This window comes from Thiobacillus denitrificans, from assembly GCF_001530125.1.
Lineage (GTDB): Bacteria > Pseudomonadota > Gammaproteobacteria > Burkholderiales > Thiobacillaceae > Thiobacillus > Thiobacillus denitrificans_C.
Window position 1 is genome coordinate 1 of sequence record NZ_LDUG01000055.1, and the last position, 4,337, is coordinate 4,337.

The window sequence follows — 4,337 nt, forward strand, 5'->3', positions numbered from 1 at the left end:
CGCCGTCAACGGCAGCAACTGCTCGATCACCGATTCCTGCTTCATCGTATTGATGAACTTGGTGTAGCACAGGTAAACCGCCTTGACCTTGCCTTCGCTGTACGCGTCGAGCAGCACCTTGACAGGGCCAATCAACTTTTCCAGGTGCGGCTTGTCACCGAGCTGTGTGACGTGGGACACCACCTTGACACCCACACGATTCAGGAAACCCAGGCCCTTGTTGCCAATGGCCACGGCCTGCGCGTCAAGCCCTGCCGCCTGCAGGTCCTTGAGCTTGGCGGTCACGGCGCGAAGTACGTTGGTGTTCAGACCTCCGCACAGACCTTTGTCCGTGGTCACCACAATAAACCCGGTCGTCTTGGCGTCGTTGGACTCCATGAACACGTGGGTGTACTCGGGATTGGCCTGACTCAGGTTGGCCGTGATGTTGCGAATCTTGTCGCTGTAAGGACGGGCAGCGCGCATCCGTTCCTGCGCCTTGCGCATTTTGGAGGCCGCCACCATTTCCATGGCTTTGGTGATCTTCCGGGTGTTTTCCACCGATTTGATCTTGCCGCGTATTTCCTTGCCTGCTGCCATGTGGATTCCTAATGGTTTCTAGAAAGCTTGCCTTGACTTTGTGAAGTCAGGCAAGCTCAGGCAAACGACTTCTTGAACGCCGCCACAGCCGTGGTCAGTTCCGCTTCAGCGTCCTTGTCCATGGCTTTGTTGGCTTCGAGCTTGGCCATCAAGGGAGCATGCTTGTCCTTGAGCCAGGCATGCAAGCCGTGCTCAAAAGCCAACACTTTCTTGACTTCCACATCGTCCATGAAGCCTTTGTTCACTGCGAACAGCGTGGCACCCATGTTGGAGATGGACAAGGGCGAGTATTGCGCCTGCTTGAGCAACTCGGTCACGCGGGCACCGCGGTCCAGCTGCTTGCGGGTGGCTTCGTCCAGGTCGGAAGCGAACTGCGCGAATGCAGCCAGTTCACGGTACTGGGCCAAGTCGGTACGGATGCCGCCGGACAGATTCTTGATCAGCTTGGTTTGGGCTGCACCACCGACGCGCGACACCGAGATACCGGCGTTGATCGCAGGACGGATACCGGCGTTGAACAAGCTGGTTTCCAGGAAAATCTGGCCATCGGTGATCGAAATCACGTTGGTCGGCACGAAGGCGGACACGTCGCCCGCTTGCGTTTCAATGATAGGCAGCGCGGTCAAGGAACCGGTCTTGCCTTTCACGGCGCCTTTGGTGAAGTCTTCAACATACTTCTCGTTGACGCGTGCTGCACGCTCAAGCAAACGGCTGTGAAGATAGAACACGTCGCCAGGGTAGGCTTCGCGGCCTGGTGGACGACGCAGCAACAGCGATACCTGACGGTAAGCCACGGCCTGCTTGGACAGATCGTCATACACGATCAGCGCGTCTTGACCGCGATCGCGGAAATACTCGCCCATGGTGCAACCGGAGTAGGCGCTCACATACTGCATGGCGGCCGACTCGGAAGCCGAGGCTGCCACCACAATGGTGTATTCCATGGCGCCGGCTTGCTCCAGCGAGCGCACCACGTTCTTGATCGAAGACGCCTTCTGGCCAATCGCGACATAGACGCATGAAACGCCGGTGCCCTTTTGGTTGATGATGGCGTCGATCGCGACAGCGGTCTTGCCGGTCTGGCGGTCACCAATGATCAGCTCGCGCTGGCCGCGGCCAACAGGCACCATGGAGTCGATGGACTTCAGGCCGGTCTGCAGGGGCTGGTCGACCGATTTACGGGCGATCACACCCGGTGCCACCTTTTCAATCACGTCGGTCAACTTGGCGTTGACGGGACCTTTGCCGTCGATCGGCTGGCCCAGGGCATTAACCACGCGACCCAGCAGCTCGGGGCCGACGGGGACTTCCAGAATGCGGCCCGTGCACTTGACGGTGTCGCCCTCAGCGATGTGTTCGTACTCGCCCAGAATCACCGAGCCGACCGAGTCGCGCTCAAGGTTCAGTGCCAGGCCGTAGGTCGGCGTGCCGTCAGCGGTTGCCGGAAATTCCAGCATTTCGCCCTGCATCACATCGGACAGGCCGTGGATGCGGACAATACCGTCGGCTACCGAGACAACGGTGCCCTGGTTACGGATGTCGGCACTGACGGTCAAGCCTTCGATACGGCTCTTGATCAATTCAGAAATTTCTGCGGGATTGAGTTGCATGACTCTTTCCTTCTTTCTATGTTGTTGGCTAAAAACCTGGGGACTGCGCAGGAGCGCCAGTTCAAGAAATCAGCGCCACTTTCATTTGCTCTAAACGGGCTTTCACCGAGGTGTCCAGCACCTCGTCACCCACGACCGCGCGAATCCCGCCAATCAGCGACTGATCGAGCTCGACCTTGACGCTGAGCTTGCGCCCAAAACGCTTTTCCAGCGTGGCGGCAACATCGGCAAGCGCCTGCGCATCCAGCGCAAAAGCACTGTAGACAACTGCATCGCTGGAGCCGCTCGCCGCGTTCTTGAGCGAACGAAACTGGTTGGCGATCTCGGGCAGTGCAGGCAAGCGGGCATTTTCAATCACGAGCCGCAAGAAATTCTTCGCGGCATCCGGCAAGCTGGCTTGCACCACACCGGTCATCACGTCAAACACCTGAGCCGTCTCGACCTTTGGATTCTCGGCGAGTTGGCGCAACTGCGGGTTTTCTGCGACAGCAGCCAGCTCATCAAGCCAGACTGCGGTAGCAGCGAGATCGGAGCCCTGCGCCTTGAACAGCGCTTCCGCGTAAGGGCGGGCAATGGTTGCAAGTTCGGCCATAGTTTTCTCTAGCGTGCGCTTACAGCTCGGTTTTCAGACGGGCCAGCAGGTCAGCATGAACACCGGCATTGACTTCCTTGCGGAGAATCTGCTCGGCGCCCTTGACAGCCAGCAAAGCGACCTGCTCACGCAGGGCCTCGCGGGCCTTGACCGTTTGTTGACCTGCTTCAACCTGCGCTGCAGCAATGATCTTGCTGGCTTCTTCCGCGGCTTTGGCTTTGGCCTCTTCCACGATGACCTGACCACGACGCTCGGCGTCGGCCAGGCGTACGGCGGTATCGTTGCGCGACGTAGACAGTTCGGCCTCGACACGCTTGTTGGCAGTGGCGAGTTCGCTCTTGGCTTTGTCGGCAGCGGCGAGGCCGTCGGCGATTTTCTGTGCCCGCTCGTCCAGCGCTTTTGTGATCGGGGGCCACACGAACTTCATCGTGAACCACACCAGGATCGCAAAAACGACAGCCTGCAGGAACAGGGTTGCGTTAATGTTCACGGCTTATTCCTTATCCAACGTGACAGGGGTGCCGGGGAATTACAGGACGAAGGGGTTGGCAAAAGCGAACAGCAGGGCAATGGCCACACCGATCAGGAAAGCAGCGTCAATCAAACCGGCCAAAATGAACATTTTGGTCTGCAGTTCATTCATGAGCTCGGGCTGACGAGCCGAAGCTTCGAGGAACTTGCCACCCATCAGGGCGATACCGATAGAGGCACCAATAGCGCCGAGACCGACGATCAGACCACAAGCCAGCGCGACGAAGCCGAGAACGTTTTCCATGATTTATCCTTAAAAGTGAGAAGAGAAGCGAAGAAAAAAAGAAAGATTAGTGTGAATCGTGGGCCTGCCCCACGTAAATCAACGTCAACATCATGAAGATGAAGGCTTGCAGCGTGATCACCAGGATGTGGAAAATACTCCACACGGTTCCGGCGACAACATGCCCGAATCCTAGCCAGAAACCACCGGTGAGGGGGTTGAACTGCCAGGCCCATACGCCGCCCATCAGGGCGATCAGCATGAAAACCAATTCACCGGCAAACATGTTGCCGAACAACCGCATGCCGTGCGAGACGGTCTTGGCGGTAAATTCAATCATCTGCATCAGGAAATTGACCGGATACAGAAACCATTTGTCGCCGAAAGGCGCAGCCACGAGTTCGTGCGCCCAGCCGCCGATGCCCTTGATTTTGATGTTGTAGACCAGGCAAACAATCAGCACGCTGAAAGAAAGACCCAACGTGGTGGACAGGTCCGCCGTCGGCACCACCCGCATGTAATCCTTGAAGCCCAGCGCGGGACCGGCGCCATGCCACAGCGCAGGGATCGCATCCACGGGCAGCATATCCATGGCATTCATCAGAAAAATCCAGACGAACACGGAAAGCGCCAATGGCGATACCAGCTTGCGGCTCTTGGCATTGTGGACAACGCCTTTGGCCTGGTTTTCAACCATTTCAGCCAAAATTTCGACCGCGGCCTGGAAGCGACCCGGCACACCGGATGTTGCCTTGCGCGCAGCACGCCAAAGAAAGAAGGATCCAATCACGCCCAGCACGAC

Annotated in this window: 6 protein-coding genes; all 6 read right to left on the bottom strand. The window is 57.9% G+C overall.

What is annotated here, in order from left to right:
* On the bottom strand, positions 1-579 hold a 579-nt coding region (atpG, locus tag ABW22_RS15650; protein WP_059759024.1), incomplete at its 3' end, for an ATP synthase F1 subunit gamma.
* Positions 580-635: 56 nt separating this feature from the next.
* Positions 636-2,189: a F0F1 ATP synthase subunit alpha gene (atpA, locus tag ABW22_RS15655; protein WP_059759027.1), complete on the bottom strand. Its 1,554-nt coding sequence runs from the start codon at positions 2,187-2,189 to the stop codon at positions 636-638.
* Positions 2,190-2,250: 61 nt separating this feature from the next.
* Positions 2,251-2,781: a F0F1 ATP synthase subunit delta gene (locus ABW22_RS15660; protein ID WP_059759030.1), complete on the bottom strand. Its 531-nt coding sequence runs from the start codon at positions 2,779-2,781 to the stop codon at positions 2,251-2,253.
* Between the two features lie 19 nt (positions 2,782-2,800).
* Entirely contained in the window at positions 2,801-3,271 is a 471-nt protein-coding gene (locus ABW22_RS15665) for a F0F1 ATP synthase subunit B (protein ID WP_059759033.1), read from the bottom strand.
* A gap of 39 nt (positions 3,272-3,310) precedes the next feature.
* Positions 3,311-3,556 (bottom strand): F0F1 ATP synthase subunit C, encoded by a 246-nt coding sequence (gene atpE, locus ABW22_RS15670; protein WP_059759036.1) that lies wholly within the window; start codon positions 3,554-3,556, stop codon positions 3,311-3,313.
* A 46-nt stretch (positions 3,557-3,602) separates the two neighbouring features.
* The coding region (gene atpB, locus ABW22_RS15675; RefSeq protein ID WP_059759039.1) for a F0F1 ATP synthase subunit A at positions 3,603-4,337 on the bottom strand (735 nt) is incomplete at its 5' end.